The sequence below is a fragment of the Mesorhizobium sp. Arg314 genome (assembly GCF_053714275.1).
The window spans coordinates 1-16,843 of the sequence record NZ_JBSKBP010000069.1; the positions used below are offsets into that span (position 1 = coordinate 1).

Here is a 16,843-nt window from a genome sequence, read left to right on the forward strand (position 1 = left end):
GAACAAAACAGAATCAAAGCCACGAGTCGGCCGGACCAAAAACGTTTTTCAGCAGCCTGTTAAAGCGCGTCGCCTGAATCCATTTCAGCGCGACGCGCTTTAGGCGAATGTCGCCGAAGCGTCGGGCATCCTGACATCACCGTGTCAGCAGCACCCCTGTTATACCCTGCCTCCAACGAGAGGTAGGAGAACTGCGATGATCGACAGCGGCTTTGAAACCAGCTCCCTCAGGATGGAATTGCTTCTGCTCGTCACATTCCAGGCGCCGGCCGCCGATGTCGAGCGCATCATGGAGGCCGTGGTGGCGATCACGCCGCTGCGCATGGGCAAATATGACTCCAACGCCTATCAGTCGGCGCAAGGCATCGAGCGCTACCGGCCGTTCGAAGGTGCCGCCGCCGGCGCCGAAACCGACTTGCGGCGGCGGCCCGGCACGGTCGAAGTGTCGTTCGAGATCGCCGACGACCAGGCCCTCGCCGCCCGTGTCGTCGAGGCGATATTCCAGGCCCATTCCTACCAGGAGCCCGTCATCCGTATACAACCGCTGCTGGCCAGCCGATCCAAGGGGCTCGACGACCGCGCCAATCCGAACCGATGGTGGAACACGACGGGCGACTGGAAAAAGACGGGCCGGCTGATCGGGGAGAACGCCTGAAACGGTGAAATCGGCCATGCCGAAATAAGGCAAGGAAGGCGCCCGGGCTTGACTTTCCGGGCGCGTTCTTTATGTGTCGCGCCAAGTTTCCCGCGTCCGGGTGTTTTCCCGTGCTCCAGCGGCCAAAACTCCACGAACATTAACGGACGAAAATCATGGCCAAAGCCGCAAACATCAAGATCAAGCTTCTGTCGACCGCCGACACCGGGTTCTTCTACGTCACCAGCAAGAACAGCCGTACCAAGACGGACAAGCTCTCGTTCCGCAAGTACGATCCGGTCGCCAAGAAGCACGTCGAGTTCAAGGAAACCAAGATCAAGTAATCTGGTTATCCTGAGAAATCAAAACGCCGCCCTCCGGGCGGCGTTTTGATTTAGGAAAGACCGGGCGACAAGGAACCGCGCCGCTGTTCAGCGCACGGTTCCGATGTCGGTTTTACGAAAAGGGGGCCGGTCGGCGTTTGGCAGCGGTACGAGGAGGCCACTATGTGCCAGCGCCGGCCGGCCGACCCCACGGACCCAGGAGATGCGGCGGACCTGAGCATCATGGGGAATTTTTCGGATCGGGCCGGCTAGTCTACCCTCGTGCCGGCCTCGTCTTCTGTCTATGCATCGCAGATTTGCGCAAGACCTTATAAAAATCAACCATTTCTTAACCACCGCTCGCGAATCGCTTGGGTTAAGGTAAATTCGTAACCCTGCTGGGACGACTGCGAATTAGCGCCTTTTACCAAAGCATGTCTCCCAAAACTGGGAACCGGTTTCGGGACAAGGACGTGCGCAAGATCAAGATCCAAGCGTACGGAGCGAATCTGAAAGATCGCGACGCGCTTTAGGCAGCCTTGGCGACCACCCGGTTGCGGCCGCCGCTTTTGGCCTCATAGAGCGCAAGGTCGGCGCGCTTCATCAGTGCGGCGACGCTGTCGGCTCCCTTCAGAAGCGAGGACACGCCGACGCTGACCGTGACCTCGATCGTCCTGCCGTCGTTTCCAATGGCAAACGGCGCTTGCGCGATCTCGGCGCGGATGCGCTCGGCAACCTTCTCGGCGACGGCGCCGTCGGTGTCGGGCATCACCACGACGAACTCCTCGCCGCCAAAGCGGCAGGCGAGATCTATGCCGCGCACATTCTTGCGCAGCCGCCTGGCGAACTCGCGCAGCACATCGTCGCCGCCGTCATGGCCATGGGTGTCATTGATCGACTTGAAGCGATCGAGGTCGGTGATCATCACCGACAGCGGCCGCCGCCGCGCCACGGCGCGATCGAACAGCGTCTGCAAATGGCTGTCGAGGTAGCGCCGGTTGTGCAGCCCGGTCAATCCGTCGATCACCGCCATCTCGATCGTCTGGGCGACGCTGGCGCGCAATTGGTCGTTGTAGCGCTTGCGCCGCACCTGCGTGCGCAGGCGCGCCGTCAGCTCGTGCTGGTCGATCGGCCGGATCAGGTAGTCGTTGATGCCGAGTTCCAGACCGCGCAGGATGCGGCCCTCCTCGCCCTCGTCGGCGAGCAGCATGATCGGCAGGAAGCGCGTGCGGTCGAGCGAACGCAGCTGCGAGCAGAGTCTCAGCGCATCGAAGTCGGCGAAGGCGGTCGAGATCAGCACGCATTCGTATGGCGTCTCTGCCGCCTGGAAGAACCCCGCGCTCGGGTCGGTCGCGACATCGACTTCGGCAGTGTTGCGCAGCATCTTCTGGATACGCTCGACGGAAGACCTGCGTTCATCGATGAGAAGCACTCTCGGCTTGGTGTCCTCGGTCGCGAAATCGCGGCTCAGAAGTTCCTCGATGCCGATATTGCGCGTGGTCGAGGCGCGCAGCCTGAGCTCGTCGGTCAGCGACTTCAGCCTGACAAGGCTCTTCACCCGCGTCATCAGCTGCAGGTCGTTGACCGGCTTGGTCAGGAAATCGTCCGCGCCGGCCTCGAGGCCGCGCACCCGGTCCGAGACCTGGTCGAGCGCGGTGATCATGACGACGGGGATATGCGAGGTCGCCGGATCGCTCTTCAGGCGCTTGCAGACCTCGAACCCGTCCATGTCGGGCATCATCACATCGAGCAGCACGACGTCGACCTTGCCGTTCTCGCAGGTCTCGATCGCATCCGGACCGCTATTGGCCGTCAGCACCTCGAAATACTCGGCAAGCAGCCGAACCTCCAGCAGCCGCACATTGGCGGGGATATCGTCGACGACGAGGATCCTCGCGGTCATCTCAAAAGGCTCCGGTTCTGCTGGTATCAGACATCAGGCATCGCCCAGATAGGATTTGATCGTCTCGATGAAACGCGGCACCGAGATCGGCTTGGAGATATAGGCCTCGCACCCACCCTGGCGGATACGCTCCTCATCGCCTTTCATGGCGAAGGCGGTGACGGCGATGACGGGAATCGAATGCAACTCGTCGTCTTCCTTCAGCCACTTCGTCACTTCCAGGCCCGATACTTCGGGCAGCTGGATGTCCATCAGGATGAGATCCGGCCTGTGCTTGCGCGCCAGATCCAGCGCCTCCAGCCCATTGCGCGTGCGAACCGTGTCGTAACCGCTGGCTTCGATGAGGTCCCGAAAGAGCTTCATATTGAGCTCATTGTCCTCGACGATCATCACCTTCTTAGCCATCAATTTCCCGTCCCGACTGCCCTCGAAGGCGAAGGCCGTCGCAATGCGTCCCTTCGGACCGCACCCAACCCTTTTCCACTCTAGCCCAATATGATTGACGAAACGGAAACCGGAGGTTGGAAAGCAGCATCAATTCCACCTTCGGACGTTGCACGGGAGAGAGCGGAGGCTTGCCGCAAGCGACGCTTGCCGTTACTGCGGAGAGAGACTCAAAAATCCACCATTCCAAAGGTAATGATGGCGAACGCAGCGTCAATGCGCGAGGAAGCGGAAACCATTGCCGTAAAGGCACTGGGCTTCGTCGCCGCCGACCCGGAACTTCTGCCGCGCTTCCTGGCGATCACCGGCATCGACGCGCAGTCGATCCGCAAGGCCGCCGCAGAGCCCGGCTTCCTTGCCGGCGTTCTGCAATTCATCCTCGCCCACGAGCCGACGCTTCTGCGCTTTGCCGAGGAGACCCGCACGCCGCCGGCCGCCGTCGGCAAGGCACTGCGCGCGCTTCCGCTCGGCAACGACGATCACGAGCGCTCGACATGAGCGACGATCCCGAGACAGCGCGGCAGATCGAGGAGCTTGCCGCCGATGACCGGCCGTTGCTGGTGCTCGACGTCGACGATGTCGTGCTCGAATTCGTCCGGCCCTTCCCGCATTTCCTGAAAACGCGCGGCTTCGGGCTGACGCTGGCTTCCTTCCGCCTCACCGGCAACATCGCCGAGACGGCGAGCGGCCGGCTGATCGAGCAGCCGGAAGTGACAGCGCTTCTCGGCGATTTCTTCGACACCCAGGCGGATTGGCAAAGCATCACCGACGGTGCCGCGGACGCGCTGGCGATGCTCGGCCAAAGCGCCGAGATCGTCATGCTGACCGCCATGCCGCACAAGCATCGCGCCGTGCGCCGCGCGCATCTCGATGCGCTGGGGCTCAATTACCCGCTGCTGACGACGGAGATGGCCAAGGGGCCGGCAATCGCGAAACTGCGCGGCGCCAAGGGCCGGCCCGTCGCCTTTGTCGACGATCAGCCCTCCAACCTGGTCTCGGCGCGCAATTCGGTGTCGGACGCCCACCTCTTCCATCTGATGGCCGACAACTCGTTGCGCGCCTTCCTGCCGCCAACGCCGGAAGACATCATCTCGGTCGAGGACTGGCCCGAGGCGGCGCCCAAGATCGCGCGCGCTCTCGGGCTTTAGCGTAGGCGTTCAAGGCTGCAGCTTGGCGCCGGCTCCGCCATTGTCGCCGCCGGTTGAATTGTCCGTTCCGTTCGCGCCGTCAGCACCCGAGTTGTTATCCTGGCCGGCGCTGTCGTCCTGGGCGGCATCAGGCCCCTTCAGCATGGCGCCGTTGACCGTGACGGACCCATCGGCCTTGGTGTTGATCATCCACTCCAGCCGGCCGTCCGGCAGCGTCTTGCCAAAGCCTTTGACGGCCAACGCAAACGGGAAGGCCTGCGCCATTTGCTCATCGCTCTTGGCTCCTTCCTTCAGGGCATCGACGATCTTGTCATAGCCGGTGACGTCAACGGTCACGGTCGCATCGGGCTTCTCGCCGGGAAACGTCATCTCGCCTTCCATCGCCACCTCGATGTCGGCGTTCTTCACCGTGCTGTGCCCGATGACGACCTTCGGATTCTTGGCTTTGAAATCGGCGACCAAAGCCTTGCCAAATTCATCCGAAAGCGGTGGATTCTTATTAAGATCAAAGGCTTCGATCGCCTTTTTCGCCATCGTATCGAAGTCGATATTGGCGCCGCCGAAATTCAGGTCGATGTCGGTGGGCAGCAAAGGGACGGTCCATTCGGGCAGGGTCTGCCGCGGGATTGTCAGGCCGGTGGCCTTGACCGTGTAATCGACTTTGCCGTTCTGGGAGACGCCGTCCATGCCGAATGCAGTGCTGAATTGCGTTGCCCCAAATTTTCCGACGGGGCTCTCCACTTCGAAATCCTTGAAGCCGTAGTTGCCTTCGACCCTTTCCCAGATGGGCAGTGCAGCCAGCATGAGCGATTTGAGCTCAGCCTGGTTCGCCTTGAGCTTGGCTTCGTCCTCATTGGCCACGGCAAAGGCAAGCAGGTCGAGCAGCGGCTTCGTCCGGACGCCTTTGCCGTTTGCGTCCACGGAAAGTTCCGGCGTTTTCAGGGTGAGCGGGAAGTTCAATCCGCTGTCGGGATCATCGACCTTGATCCTTTCGACGAAGTCCGAGACTTTCTGGGTGGCCGTGAAATCTACGCCGCCATTGGCGGATTTGGTCGCGGCAACGGTGGCAGTGCCGGCGCCGGTCGAGACATCGGCCTGCTGCTTGGCTTCCCGGGACGTCATGATCATCCCGGCCACCGAGCTGGTTCCGCTGGTGAAGGCGGCAAGAGCCGGATCGTAGACGCTCGTCACCTTGCCGTCCTTGATCGTGAATTCCATGCTCTGGCGGCCTTCCGGCCCATCGAACTCGAAGGATGCGCCCTGCGAGAAATTCGACGAGACGTCCCAAGACCCGTCGCTGCGCGGCTTCACCATCAGCGCGTATGGCGCCATGTCGAATTTCAGGAGCTTCTGCTCCGGCAGCGCATTGACGAGCGCCTTGACGTCAAGCGCGATCTTGTAGGCGTCGCCCTCGACCGAAACCTTGAGCACGCCCTTGTCGAACGCCTGCTTGCCGAAATAGCGAGCCAGATTGTCGGAAAGCTGCTTGGCGCCTTGATTGTCGACGGCCTGGGCAAAAGCGGGCGCGCTGAGCGCGAGGGCAAAGGCAAGTGGCAAAATACGCTTCACGTCGGTTCTCCGTGATCTCGGAAGACGAAACATCTGTGCTTCTGGTAGGCAAGAAGCGTTACAGCCGCAAGACGCCGACTGTAGGCCAAAAGCGCGCCCGGCTAAAGCACCAGCCGCATCAGCGGCCGGCCGGGCTTGCGCTCGACAAGCCTTTCGAAGCCAGCCTTCTCGAACACCCGCGATGAGCCGACGAAAAGCCCGATCGAGCGCGAATCGCGCGACAGGTCGATCGGGCAGGCTTCCAGCAACCTCGCGCCGTTCTCGCGGGCGAAGGCGATGCCGCCCTCGACAAGGCGGTGCGTGATGCCCCGGCCCCTCGCCTTGACGCGGATGAAGAAGCAGGAGATCGCCCACACATCCGGGTCGCTGGCATCGGCCGGATCGACCGGCGCCGAACCCCTGCCCTGATTGTTCCACTCCGGCACGTCGGCGCGCGGGCCGATCTGCATCCAACCAACGGCCTTGCCGTCATCGAGCGCCAAAAGCCCCGGCGGCGGGCCTGTTTCGATTCGCGCCTTGATCAGATCCTTGTTGCGCTCCTTGTCGCTGGCGCGGCGCTCCGCCGGCGCCAGCCGGAAATGCGTGCACCAGCAACCGTAACAGGCGCCCTGCTTGCCAAACAGGTCCTCGAAATCGGCCCAGCGCTCAGGAGTCAGCGGTGCTATGGTCGTGCTCATGCGTTCTCCCCAGGCCAAGCTTGTTGCCAGCCTTGCGCTGTCGTACCATTGCATCTGTTCTCTTTATGTTCGCAGCGATGGCGGCTCCTGTCAACAATCCCGAACACGGTTTTTGCCGTGACTGCCTGGCTTTCCAGCGCTCAGAGACGCGTCGCTGCGACCGCTGCGGCAGCCCGCGCCTTGTCCGCCACGCCGAGCTTTACCGCCTGCGGATCGCCCATATCGATTGCGACGCTTTCTACGCGGCGATCGAAAAGCGCGACAATCCGGCGCTGAAGGACAAGCCGGTGATCATCGGCGGCGGCCGGCGCGGCGTCGTCTCCACCGCCTGTTATATCGCTCGTATCCAGGGCGTTCGCTCAGCCATGCCGATGTTCAAGGCGCTCGAACTGTGCCCGGAAGCGGTGGTGATCCCACCCAACATGGAAAAATATGTCGGCGTCGGCCGCCAGGTGCGCGCGCTGATGCTGGCGCTGACGCCGCAGGTCGAGCCGCTGTCGATCGATGAGGCCTTTCTTGACCTCGCCGGCACCCAGCGGCTGCACGGCATGCCACCGGCGCTGGTGCTGGCGCGCTTTTCGCAGACGGTGGAAAAGGAGCTCGGCATCACCGTTTCGGCCGGCCTCTCCTACTGCAAGTTCCTGGCAAAGATTGCCTCGGATTTCCGCAAGCCGCGCGGTTTTTCGGTGATCGGCGAAGCGGAGGCGCCAAGCTTTCTCGCCGCGCAGCCGGTGACGATGATCTGGGGTGTCGGCAAGGCGTTGGCCGCGACGCTGGAGCGCGACGGCATCCGCATGATCGCGCAGTTGCAGCGCTTGGAGCGCGGGGATCTGATGCGTCGCTATGGCGTGATGGGGGACCGGCTCTACCGGCTGTCGCGTGGCGAGGACGACCGCCCGGTCGATCCCGACGGCGATGCCAAGAGCGTCTCGGCAGAAACCACCTTCGACACAGACATCGCCACCCTGGCGGAGCTGGTGCCGGTGCTGCGCGGCCTGTCGGAAAAGGTCTCGGCGCGGCTGAAGAAATCCGGCATTGCCGGGCGCACCGTGGTGCTCAAGCTCAAGACGCAGGATTTCAAGACCCGCACCCGCAACCGCCAACTTGGCGACCCGACACGTCTGGCCGACCGTATTTTTCAGACCGGGCTCGACCTGTTGCGCCGCGAAGCCGACGGCACGAAATTCCGCCTGCTCGGCATCGGCGTCAGCGACCTCTCCGACGACGAAAAGGCCGATCCGCCCGATCTCGTCGACGTGCAGTCGCGCAAGCGCGCGCTGGCCGAAGGCGCGATGGACACGTTGCGCGACAAGTTTGGCAGGAAGGCCGTCGAGACCGGCTATACATTCGGCAAGGGCCGCGCCGCCAATCCGCCCGAGCCGCTGGAAGATTGAAGGGTCAGGTGCGCTTCAGATCGATCCGGCTCGTCACCACCATCTTGCCGGTCGCCGGATCCATGTCGGTCACCGTCATCCGCATATCGTCCGGCCCGGTCTTTTCAACGGTCAGCTCCGCGTCGCGGTCGCCATTGACGATTTTCGCCCAGTGGATGTCGAGGTTGATCGCATCGCCCTTGCGGCTTCCGCTGAGCCCGGCGGGTCCGCTGCGCGAGCCGATATAGGTGCCGGTGTAGCTCGCCCCGCTGACCTTCAGGTCGGCGCGGATTTCCCGCGACATGATCAGCAATGCACGGCAGGTGCCATCGAGCGACAACGAGTTCGCCGTCGCGTCCGAAGTGAAGGTGCAGTTGATGTTCATCACCGGCGTGTTCGTTCTGATCCTGACCGTTCCCTTACCGGAAAATTTTCCCTGCAGCGAGCGCAGGAAGGCCGCCTCGTCGGCATGCGCGCCCGTCGGGCAGAAAAGACAGGCGGCGGCCAGCAAGGCAGCGGTCGATTTCATCAAGACGTTCCCTCTCGCGATCACTCAGGCAATTCCAGGAAAAGTGTGAAACCGTAGGACTCAGCGACTTCGCCGTACCCTTCTGTCCCGAATTGCGTCAAAACAAAGAGCTGGAGTGGTTCCCCGTTTCGCGGAAACGGGAACCACTCCAGCCGGCACCTTCCGAAGGAAGGCCTAAGCGTGGACTTAACGGGTGCCCGGGCGCCAGGTTCCGCCGTCGCGATGACGGTTTTTTGACACCCCATTCACTGGCCCAGTGGAATGACGCCGCTAATGGTTGCGGCCAAAGTCCGGTCTTGCGACATAGAGCCCCAAATGGCACCTGCTCCCTCGATCCCAAAAGCCGCACTCTGGATGGCGCTGTCAATCACCTCGATGCTGGGGATGTCGATCGCTGGCCGCGAGACGACCGCCGAGCTCAACGTCTTCCAGGTTCTGGAGCTGCGCTCGGTGATCGGCTTCTTCATCCTTTTGCCGCTGGTGATGATGAACGGCGGTTTTGCCGCAATGCTCACGCAGCGCCCTTTCGCCCATATCGCCCGCAATGTCATCCACTATACCGGCCAGGCTGCCTGGCTCTACGCACTGACGCTTATTCCGCTGGCCGTACTGATCTCGATCGAGTTCACGACGCCGATCTGGACCGCGATCCTGGCGGTCAGCTTTTTGGGGGAAAGACTGTCGCGGTCGAAGCTGGCGGCGATCGTGCTTGGCCTGATCGGCGTGGTCGTCATCGTGCGTCCCAATGCGGGCTCGATGGATCCGGGCCACCTCGTCGTCCTGGGCGCAGCGGTCTGCTTCGGCATCTCGATGGTGCTGGTGAAGTCGATGACCAGGACCGAGAGCGTGGTGCGCATCATCTTCTGGATGCTTATTATCCAGTCGGCGGTGGGCCTGATCCCGGCGCTGTATTATTGGCACAACCCCTCGCCCGGGCTTTGGCCGTGGATATTCCTGATCGCCTTCACCGGCATGTCGTCGCATTTCTGCCTGGCGCGCGCGCTGGTTTACGCCGATGCCACCATCATCTCGCCGATGGATTTCCTGCGCGTGCCGCTGTCGGCGCTGGTCGGCTGGCTGCTCTATCATGAACAGATCGACGTCTTCACCGCCGGCGGCGCTGCCCTGATCCTGGCCGGCAATCTGCTCAATTTGCAGCGCAAGACGCCGCAGGTGGCAGAGGCGGAGGCGGCAACGCCCTGAGCTAAACCAGTTCTACTTCGACGACACCCTGCACCGCGCGCATCGCCGATGCGATTTGTGGCGAGATGCGGTACCGGCCCAGATCGATCTCGACCTCGCCCTCCGCACCCTTAAGTACGATGATGCTAACCTGGCTGTCACCGCGCTGTTTGAGCTGTGATTGAATAGTAGGAGATGGACGATCATCTCTAACAAAGATGCGTAATGCCTTCTGAATGCGGCTAGCTTCATCGTCCAGTGATTGCACCGCATTAATGCGCAGATTGATGCCCTCGGGCCTGTCCTCGGCTGAAACCATGATGACCACCGAGTTGCCAGGCTCCAGCATATCGCGAAATTGCACCAATCCTTCCGAAAACAGAACGGCCTCATACTGGCCCGTCGTGTCGGAAAACTGGACCACCCCCATCTTGTTACCCGTCCGGGTCTTGCGTTCCTGCTTGGAAGTGACCGTCCCGGCAAGCCGCCCGTTGGTCGCGCCGCGTTTGACGCCCGCTGCAAACTCACCCCAGTTCTGCACCCGCATCTTCTGGAGTGCGGCCTTGTACTCATCCAGCGGATGCGCCGAGAGATAGAAGCCGACGACCTGGAACTCGCGATGCAGCCGGTCCGCGGCAAGCCATGGATCGGTCGCCGGCAGGTTGAGCGCCTGCGATTGGCTTCCAAGCGAAGCGCCGAAAATGTCGGCCTGGCCGGAAATAGCGTTCTGCTGCGCCAGCGAGGCTAGGCCCATCATCCGTTCGACGCCGGCCATCATCTGCGCGCGGTCGTGCCCGAAGCAATCGAGCGCGCCGGCCATGATCAGGCTTTCGAAGACGCGCTTGCCGACGATCTTCGGATCGACCCGCTCGCAGAAATCGGCAAGGTTCTTGAACGGCTTCTCGCCACGCTTGTCGACGATGTGCTCGACCGCAGCGTCGCCGACGCCTTTGAGCGCCGCCAGCGAATAGAAGATCTTGTTTTCGCCGACCTCGAACGGACGGAAGCTCGACATCACCGACGGCGCCACCACCTCGATGCCGAGGCGCATCGCATCCTGGCGGAAATCGGCAAGCTTGTCGGTGTTGCTCATGTCGAGCGTCATCGATGCCGCCAGGAACTCGACCGGGTAATGCGCCTTGAGATAGGCGGTCTGATAGGAAACGACCGCATAAGCCGCGGCATGCGACTTGTTGAAGCCGTAGTCGGCGAACTTGGCCAGGAGGTCGAAGATGAAATCGGCCTGCGGCTTGCTGACGCCGCGCTCGACCGCGCCCGTGACGAAGCGCTCGCGCTGTTTGTCCATCTCGGCACGGATCTTCTTGCCCATGGCGCGGCGCAACAGGTCGGCCTCGCCGAGCGAATAGCCCGACAGCTCCTGCGCGATCTGCATCACCTGTTCCTGGTAGACGATGACCCCTTGGGTCTCTTTCACCAGGTGGTCGATCTTGGGATGGATCGAGGCCATCTCCTCTTCGCCGTGTTTTCTGGCGTTGTAGGTCGGGATGTTCTCCATCGGGCCGGGACGGTAGAGCGCCACCAGCGCGATGATGTCTTCGATGCAGTCCGGCCGCATGCCGATCAGCGCCTTGCGCATGCCGGCACTTTCAACCTGGAACACGCCGACTACCTCGCCGCGCGACAGCATGGCGTAGGTTTCGGGATCGTCGAGCGGTATCGTGGCGAGATCGATGTCGACGCCGCGCCGGCGGATGAGCTTCACCGCCGTTTCCAGCACGGTAAGCGTCTTCAGGCCGAGGAAGTCGAATTTTACCAGTCCCGCCTGCTCGACATATTTCATGTTGAACTGGGTGACCGGCATGTCGGAGCGCGGATCGCGGTACATCGGCACCAGTTCCGACAGCGGCCGGTCGCCGATGACGATGCCGGCGGCATGCGTCGAGGCATGGCGGTAGAGGCCTTCGAGCTTCTGCGCCATGTCGAGCAGCGTCTGGACGATCGGCTCCTTCTCCGCCTCCTCGGCAAAACGCGGCTCGTTGGCGATGGCATCGGCCAGCTTGACCGGGTTGGCCGGGTTCTGCGGCACCATCTTCGAGAGCTTGTCGACCTGGCCGTAAGGCATCTGCAGCACGCGGCCGACGTCGCGCAGCACCGCGCGCGCCTGCAGCGTACCGAAGGTGATGATCTGCCCGACCTGGTCGCGGCCGTATTTCTGCTGGACGTAGCGGATCACCTCCTCGCGCCGGTCCTGGCAGAAATCGATGTCGAAGTCCGGCATCGAGACACGGTCCGGGTTGAGGAAGCGCTCGAACAGCAGCGAGAAACGCAGCGGGTCGATATCGGTGATGGTGGTCGAATAGGCGACCAGCGAGCCGGCGCCCGAACCACGCCCCGGCCCGACCGGAATGCCTTGGGCCTTCGCCCATTTGATGAAGTCGGCAACGATCAGGAAATAGCCCGGGAACTTCATCTTCTCGATGATGCCGAGCTCGAATTCGAGCCGTTCGCGATATTGCTCGACCGTGTAGCCCGGCGTCGGCCCATGCGCGGCAAGCCGCGCCTCCAGTCCCTCTCGCGCCTGCCGCGCAAGCTCGGCTGCTTCGGCCTTCTCCGCGGCATCCCTGTCGGTGGCGTCGGCGCCGGTGAAGCGCGGCAGGATCGGGCTGCGGTTCTTCGGATAGTAGGAACAGCGCATCGCGATCTCGACCGTGTTGTCGATCGCTTCCGGCAGGTCCGAGAACAGGCGCGCCATGTCGGCCTGGCTGCGCAGGAAATTGTCCGTCGCGAGCCGCCGGCGGTTGTCGGCCGCAACCACCGAGCCCTCGGCGATGGCGATCAGCGCATCATGCGCCTCGTAATCATCGCGCTTGGAGAAGAAAGCCTCGTTGGTGGCGACCAGCGGCAGCTCATGCCTATAGGCCAGATCGATCGTCGATTTTTCGACCATGCGGTCATAGCCGGCGACCCGTTCCAATTCGACATAGAGCCTGTCGCCGAACAGGCCTTTGAGGAACAGCAGCCGCTGTTCGGCGAGGTCGCGCCGATCGGCCTTCAAAGCAGCGCCGATAGGACCGCGCGGCCCTCCCGTCAGGCAGATCAGCCCATCGCACCGGCCTTGCAGCGTGGCGCTGGTCAGATGCACCGGCTCGCCGGGCGGCGTCTCCAGATAGACCTTGCTGATCAGCCGCACGAGATTGCCGTAGCCGTCCTCGCTGGCGGCGATCAGCACGATCGGCGACATTTCCGGCCCATGGCGGCGGCGGTCGCGCTGGCCGTCGCTCGCCTCGCCGGAAAAGGCGAGATCGATCTGGCAGCCGATGATCGGCTGAATGCCGTCCTTGACCGCCTTCTGGGCGAATTCGAGCGCGCCGAACAGATTGTTGGTGTCGGTGACCGCGATCGCCGGCGCCTCGTCCTTCACCGCATGGCCGACGATCGCGCCAAGCTGCAAGGCGCCTTCCAGCAGCGAATAGGCCGAATGCACGCGCAGATGGATGAAGGTCCGTGCCGGCGTTTCAGGCCGCGCGGCCTTCATGGCTGCTTCGCGCTGCAACGGGTCGCGTGGAAGTCGTTCATCCGCCATGGGGCACATATCGCTCGAAAGGACTCAACATCGGTGCAGATGTATTGTCCGGGAGCGCGTGATGCGAGTCTAGCGGTCACCCGTGCACAGCAAAGCCGCTCAGGCAAATTCCATGATCACCGCGTCGACCGCAAGGCTGTCGCCAGGCTTTGCGTTGAGCTTGGCTATCGTGAGGTCGCGCTCGGCGCGCAGCACATTTTCCATCTTCATCGCCTCGACCACGGCCAGCGTCTCGCCGGCCTTGACCTCCTGCCCTTCCGCGACGGCGATCGAGACGACAAGGCCAGGCATCGGGCAGAGCAGCATTTTCGAGGTGTCCGGCGGCAGCTTTTCCGGCATCAGCCTTTCCAGCTCCGCGATGCGTGGCAGCATCACGCGCGCGGTCACCGACATGCCTTTCCAGGCGATGCGCAGGCCGTTCAGCATTGGGCGGACCTGCGCTGAAATCCTGTTTGCGCCGACCGCGCCCTGCCAGATCGCGTCGCCCGGCCGCCAGTCGGAGGCGACGGTCAACGGCTTGCCGGCGTCGATCGACAGGTCGACCTCCATCGGGATGGAAACCATGCCGTCGACGATCTCGACCGGAAGATAGTCCGCACCGATCTTGACCACCCAGTCGCGCTTGAGATGGCCCGAATGCGGCGCCAGCCTGCCACCGAGACGGTCCAGCCGGTCGCGGCGCAGCAGTTCGATCGCCGCAGCGACAGCGGCGAACACCGCCCGCTCCTCGCCGTCAGGCTCGACGGGCGAAAAACCGCCCGGATATTCCTCGGCGATAAAGCCTGTCGACAGCCGCCCCTCGCGCCAGCGCGGGTGCTGCATCAGCGCCGCCAGGAACGGGATGTTGTGCTCGATCCCGTCGACGACAAAGCTGTCCAGCGCCTCCGACATCGCGTCGATCGCCTCCAGCCTCGTCGGCGCCCAGGTGCAGAGCTTTGCCACCATCGGGTCGTAGAACATCGAGATCTCGGACCCTTCGGTCACGCCGGTGTCGTTGCGCACGATGATGTCGCCGAACGTACCTTCTTGCGGCGGCCGGTAACGGGTCAGCCGGCCGATCGACGGCAGGAAATTGCGGAAAGGATCCTCGGCATAGAGGCGGCTTTCCACCGCCCAGCCATTGAGCTTCACGTCACTTTGCCTGATGCCGAGCTTTTCGCCGGCGGCGACGCGGATCATCTGCTCGACGAGGTCGATGCCGGTGACGAGTTCGGTCACCGGATGCTCGACCTGCAATCGCGTATTCATTTCAAGGAAATAGAAGTTCTTGTCCTTGTCGACGATGAACTCGACGGTGCCGGCGCTCTGGTAGTCGACAGCCTTCGCCAGGGCCACCGCCTGCTCGCCCATCGCCTTCCTGGTCTTGGCGTCCAGGAATGGCGACGGCGCCTCCTCGACCACTTTCTGGTTGCGGCGCTGGATCGAGCATTCGCGCTCGCCGAGATAGAGCGCTGTGCCATGCGCGTCGGCCAGCACCTGGATTTCGATATGGCGCGGATCGACGACGAATTTTTCGATGAAGACGCGGTCGTCGCCGAAGGAGCTTTTCGCTTCCGAGCGCGCCCGATCGAAGCCGTCGCGCACCTCCGCCTTGCTCCAGGCGATGCGCATGCCCTTGCCGCCGCCGCCGGCCGATGCCTTGATCATCACCGGATAGCCGATCTCGCCGGCGATCTTTTCGGCATGGTCGGCGTCTTCGATGACGCCGAGCCAGCCGGGCACGGTCGAGACCTTGGCCTCGCTGGCGAACTTCTTCGATTCGATCTTGTCTCCCATCGCCTTGATGGCCTTGGGCTTCGGCCCGATGAAGACGATGCCTTCCTTCTCCAGCGCCTCGCAGAAAGAGGCGCGCTCCGAAAGAAAACCATAGCCAGGGTGCACGGCTTCCGCGCCGGTCTGCTTGCAGGCGGCGATGATCTTCTCAGGCAGCAGATAGCTCTGTGCCGCCGGCGGCGGACCGATATGCACCGCTTCGTCGGCCATTTCGGCATGCACGGCATCGCGATCGGCATCCGAATAGACCGCGACGGTGGCGATCCCCATCTTGCGCGCCGTCTTGATGACGCGGCAGGCGATCTCGCCGCGATTGGCGATCAGGATCTTCTTGAACATTCGGATGTCGTTCCTCCGGCGAAGCGGTCCAGTTCTATGGATAATTCCGGCGCGCCTCAAGTGTCCGCAGGTCGGCTTTCGTGGCCGGTGCCGATTGCAGAAAGCGCGTCGAAAAACGTCGCAAGAGACGTTGGCCGCCAGCGCGGAACTCGCTAAGCTACCCGCAACGCCGATGGGATGGCGGGCTGGCATTCGCCACGTGCAGCTTGCCGTTAGCTAAAACTTACAGATCGCTTGGGAGGAAGTGCCTCATGATAACGCGTGCCGCCGTTGCTGTCGCCGCCGGAAAGCCGCTGGAGATCATGGAGGTGGACCTCGAAGGGCCGCGCGACGGCGAGGTGCTGGTCGAGGTCAAGGCGACCGGCATCTGCCACACCGACGAGTTCACGCTGTCGGGCGCCGATCCGGAAGGGCTGTTCCCTGCGATCCTCGGCCATGAGGGCGCCGGCGTCGTGGTCGATGTCGGCAAGGGCGTCACCTCGGTCAAGAAGGGCGACCATGTCATCCCGCTCTATACGCCCGAATGCCGGCAGTGCCCGTCCTGCCTGTCGCGCAAGACCAATCTGTGTACCGCCATCCGCGCCACGCAGGGGCAAGGGTTGATGCCCGACGGCACCTCGCGCTTCTCGATCGGCAAGGACAAGCTGTTCCATTATATGGGCTGCTCGACCTTCTCCAACTTCACCGTGCTGCCGGAGATCGCGCTGGCCAAGGTCAATCCCGAGGCGCCCTTCGACAAGATCTGCTACATCGGCTGCGGCGTCACCACCGGCATCGGCGCGGTCATCAACACGGCCAAGGTCGAGCAAGGCGCGACCGCTGCCGTCTTCGGCCTCGGCGGCATCGGCCTCAACGTCATCCAGGGCCTTCGCCTTGCCGGCGCCGACATGATCATCGGCGTCGATCTGAACAACGACAAGAAGGAATGGGGCGAGAAGTTCGGTATGACGCATTTCGTCAATCCGAAGGAGATCGACGGCGACATCGTGCCTTACCTGGTCAACCTGACCAAGCGCGGCGCCGACCAGATCGGCGGCGCCGACTACACCTTCGACTGCACCGGCAACACCAAGGTGATGCGCCAGGCGCTGGAAGCCTCGCATCGCGGCTGGGGCAAGTCGGTCGTCATCGGCGTTGCCGGCGCCGGTCAGGAGATCTCGACCAGGCCGTTCCAGCTGGTCACCGGCCGCACCTGGATGGGCACAGCCTTCGGCGGCGCGCGCGGCCGCACCGACGTGCCGAGGATCGTCGACTGGTACATGGAGGGCAAGATCCAGATCGACCCGATGATCACGCATACGCTGAAGCTCGAAGACATCAACAAGGGTTTTGACCTCATGCATGAGGGCAAGTCGATCCGCAGCGTGGTGGTTTACTGAAGCAAAACCACTGGTAGAGGAACCCA

14 protein-coding genes are annotated in these 16,843 nt (G+C 62.8%); 7 read left to right on the forward strand and 7 right to left on the reverse strand.

Annotated elements, in window-relative coordinates; all coding sequences use genetic code 11:
• Positions 1–196 precede the first annotated feature (196 nt).
• Both ACWGS9_RS32060 and rpmG read left to right on the forward strand, forming a co-directional pair.
• Complete coding sequence (locus ACWGS9_RS32060; protein ID WP_454508998.1) at positions 197–655, forward strand: YqfO family protein; 459 nt, start codon at positions 197–199, stop codon at positions 653–655.
• A 155-nt stretch (positions 656–810) separates the two neighbouring features.
• The gene (gene rpmG, locus ACWGS9_RS32065; protein WP_006201775.1) at positions 811–978 is read left to right on the forward strand and encodes a 50S ribosomal protein L33; all 168 of its coding nucleotides are present in this window, start codon (positions 811–813) and stop codon (positions 976–978) included.
• A gap of 508 nt (positions 979–1,486) precedes the next feature.
• Here rpmG and ACWGS9_RS32070 read toward each other — a convergent pair.
• A complete protein-coding gene (locus tag ACWGS9_RS32070) occupies positions 1,487–2,860 on the reverse strand; it encodes a PleD family two-component system response regulator (RefSeq protein ID WP_454508999.1) in 1,374 nt (457 codons plus the stop codon).
• Positions 2,861–2,893: 33 nt separating this feature from the next.
• On the reverse strand, positions 2,894–3,265 hold the full coding sequence (locus ACWGS9_RS32075) for a response regulator (protein WP_454509000.1): 372 nt from the start codon (positions 3,263–3,265) through the stop codon (positions 2,894–2,896).
• Positions 3,266–3,502: 237 nt separating this feature from the next.
• On the opposite strand from ACWGS9_RS32075, the gene ACWGS9_RS32080 reads away from it, so the two are divergent.
• Both ACWGS9_RS32080 and ACWGS9_RS32085 read left to right on the forward strand, forming a co-directional pair.
• Positions 3,503–3,802: a DUF3572 domain-containing protein gene (locus ACWGS9_RS32080; protein WP_454509001.1), complete on the forward strand. Its 300-nt coding sequence runs from the start codon at positions 3,503–3,505 to the stop codon at positions 3,800–3,802.
• The gene (locus ACWGS9_RS32085) at positions 3,799–4,452 is read left to right on the forward strand and encodes a hypothetical protein (protein WP_454509002.1); all 654 of its coding nucleotides are present in this window, start codon (positions 3,799–3,801) and stop codon (positions 4,450–4,452) included. The genes ACWGS9_RS32080 and ACWGS9_RS32085 overlap by 4 nt, the downstream gene beginning before the upstream one ends.
• 9 nt (positions 4,453–4,461) lie before the next feature.
• On the opposite strand, the gene ACWGS9_RS32090 is transcribed toward ACWGS9_RS32085, so the two are convergent.
• Together ACWGS9_RS32090 and ACWGS9_RS32095 are read right to left on the reverse strand one after the other, a co-directional pair.
• Positions 4,462–6,021 (reverse strand): hypothetical protein, encoded by a 1,560-nt coding sequence (locus ACWGS9_RS32090; protein WP_454509003.1) that lies wholly within the window; start codon positions 6,019–6,021, stop codon positions 4,462–4,464.
• Between the two features lie 101 nt (positions 6,022–6,122).
• On the reverse strand, positions 6,123–6,698 hold the full coding sequence (locus ACWGS9_RS32095; RefSeq protein WP_454509004.1) for a GNAT family N-acetyltransferase: 576 nt from the start codon (positions 6,696–6,698) through the stop codon (positions 6,123–6,125).
• A gap of 65 nt (positions 6,699–6,763) precedes the next feature.
• Between ACWGS9_RS32095 and ACWGS9_RS32100 the strand changes: the two genes are divergently transcribed.
• The gene (locus ACWGS9_RS32100) at positions 6,764–8,092 is read left to right on the forward strand and encodes a DNA polymerase IV (protein WP_454509005.1); all 1,329 of its coding nucleotides are present in this window, start codon (positions 6,764–6,766) and stop codon (positions 8,090–8,092) included.
• Between the two features lie 4 nt (positions 8,093–8,096).
• On the opposite strand, the gene ACWGS9_RS32105 is transcribed toward ACWGS9_RS32100, so the two are convergent.
• A complete protein-coding gene (locus ACWGS9_RS32105) occupies positions 8,097–8,600 on the reverse strand; it encodes a hypothetical protein (protein WP_454509006.1) in 504 nt (167 codons plus the stop codon).
• A gap of 315 nt (positions 8,601–8,915) precedes the next feature.
• Here ACWGS9_RS32105 and ACWGS9_RS32110 point away from each other — a divergent pair, with 315 nt between their 5' ends.
• Positions 8,916–9,803 (forward strand): DMT family transporter, encoded by an 888-nt coding sequence (locus tag ACWGS9_RS32110; RefSeq protein WP_454509007.1) that lies wholly within the window; start codon positions 8,916–8,918, stop codon positions 9,801–9,803.
• Position 9,804: 1 nt separating this feature from the next.
• Here the strand turns inward: ACWGS9_RS32110 and dnaE are convergent, their stop codons facing one another.
• A complete protein-coding gene (gene dnaE / locus ACWGS9_RS32115) occupies positions 9,805–13,278 on the reverse strand; it encodes a DNA polymerase III subunit alpha (RefSeq protein ID WP_454509010.1) in 3,474 nt (1,157 codons plus the stop codon).
• Between the two features lie 147 nt (positions 13,279–13,425).
• Entirely contained in the window at positions 13,426–15,438 is a 2,013-nt protein-coding gene (locus ACWGS9_RS32120; RefSeq protein ID WP_454509008.1) for an acetyl-CoA carboxylase biotin carboxylase subunit, read from the reverse strand.
• A 251-nt stretch (positions 15,439–15,689) separates the two neighbouring features.
• On the opposite strand from ACWGS9_RS32120, the gene ACWGS9_RS32125 reads away from it, so the two are divergent.
• Positions 15,690–16,817, forward strand: a complete 1,128-nt coding sequence (locus ACWGS9_RS32125; protein ID WP_454509009.1) for an S-(hydroxymethyl)glutathione dehydrogenase/class III alcohol dehydrogenase — start codon at positions 15,690–15,692, stop codon at positions 16,815–16,817.
• Positions 16,818–16,843: the final 26 nt, after the last annotated feature.